This is a genomic window from Oleiphilus sp. HI0061, assembly GCF_001635675.1.
The window spans coordinates 1-1,108 of sequence record NZ_LWFE01000409.1 but is presented as its reverse complement, the minus strand read 5'-3'; the positions used below and the strand labels follow the sequence as shown (position 1 = coordinate 1,108).

The window sequence follows — 1,108 nt, the reverse complement described above, 5'->3', positions numbered from 1 at the left end:
ATCTCTAAGGGAATACGTAGATCCGGTTTGTCACTACCATAACGGCTCATTGCCTCGGCGTAACTCATTTGCGGGAAGTTACCAAGCTCGACATCAAGCAAATCTTTGAACATTGAGCCAACTAAAGACTCCATCATGCCCATCAATTGATCTTCTTCAATATAAGAACACTCGACATCTACCTGCGTAAACTCAGGCTGACGATCAGCACGAAGGTCTTCGTCACGGAAGCACTTAGCAATCTGGTAGTAACGATCAACACCCGACACCATTAGTAGCTGCTTAAATAACTGCGGCGACTGCGGCAATGCAAAAAAGTTACCTTGATGAGTACGGCTAGGAACCAAATAGTCTCGCGCACCTTCTGGTGTAGCTCGTGTAAGAATAGGCGTTTCAACATCCATAAAGTCCAACTTATCCAAAAAGTTACGGATATAGTTAGTTACCTTAGAGCGGAACACAAGCTTGTTAAGCATCTCTGGACGACGCAGATCCATAAAACGGTACTTTAGGCGAGTGTCTTCGCCTACATCCACGTAACCATCTAGCGGGAATGGTGGTGTCTCAGCTTCATTCAATATCGTTAATTCTTTACCCAGTATTTCAATCTTACCAGTGGGCATATTTTCATTAACGGTGCCTTCTGGGCGAGCACGAACAAGGCCTTTTATCTGCAGTACCCATTCACTTCTTGCTCTATCAGCTAACGCAAAAGCCTGCTCGGTATCTGGATCTATAACAACTTGAGCCATACCTTCACGATCGCGCATATCTAGAAATATAACACCCCCATGGTCACGACGACGGTGAACCCAACCGCAGAGAGTCACTTCTTGACCGATATTATCTTCATTAACCGAACCGCAATAATGGCTTCGCATAAACTATTCTCACTTAATTCTAAATACTGATTAATTGTTAATTATCTTTGTTAAATCGCTACTTTATCAGGCTGCTGAAGAGCTTTCACTGCCTTTAGATTTAGAGCTATTCTCATTCTTTGAGTTGCACAGGTTTTTCTTATTTCCTGTTTTAAAATCTGTCTCATACCAACCTGACCCTGATAACCTAAAACCAGCAGCGGATATACGCTTTGAAAAAGTACTTT

1 protein-coding gene and 1 pseudogene are annotated in these 1,108 nt (G+C 42.8%); both read right to left on the bottom strand.

The features are described from left to right. Positions 1-881: aspartate--tRNA ligase (gene aspS / locus A3735_RS05555; protein ID WP_068637717.1), on the bottom strand; the 881-nt coding region annotated here is incomplete at its 3' end. Positions 882-947: 66 nt separating this feature from the next. Continuing rightward, positions 948-1,108 (bottom strand): annotated as a pseudogene (locus tag A3735_RS31725) (zinc ribbon domain-containing protein); the annotation flags it as partial.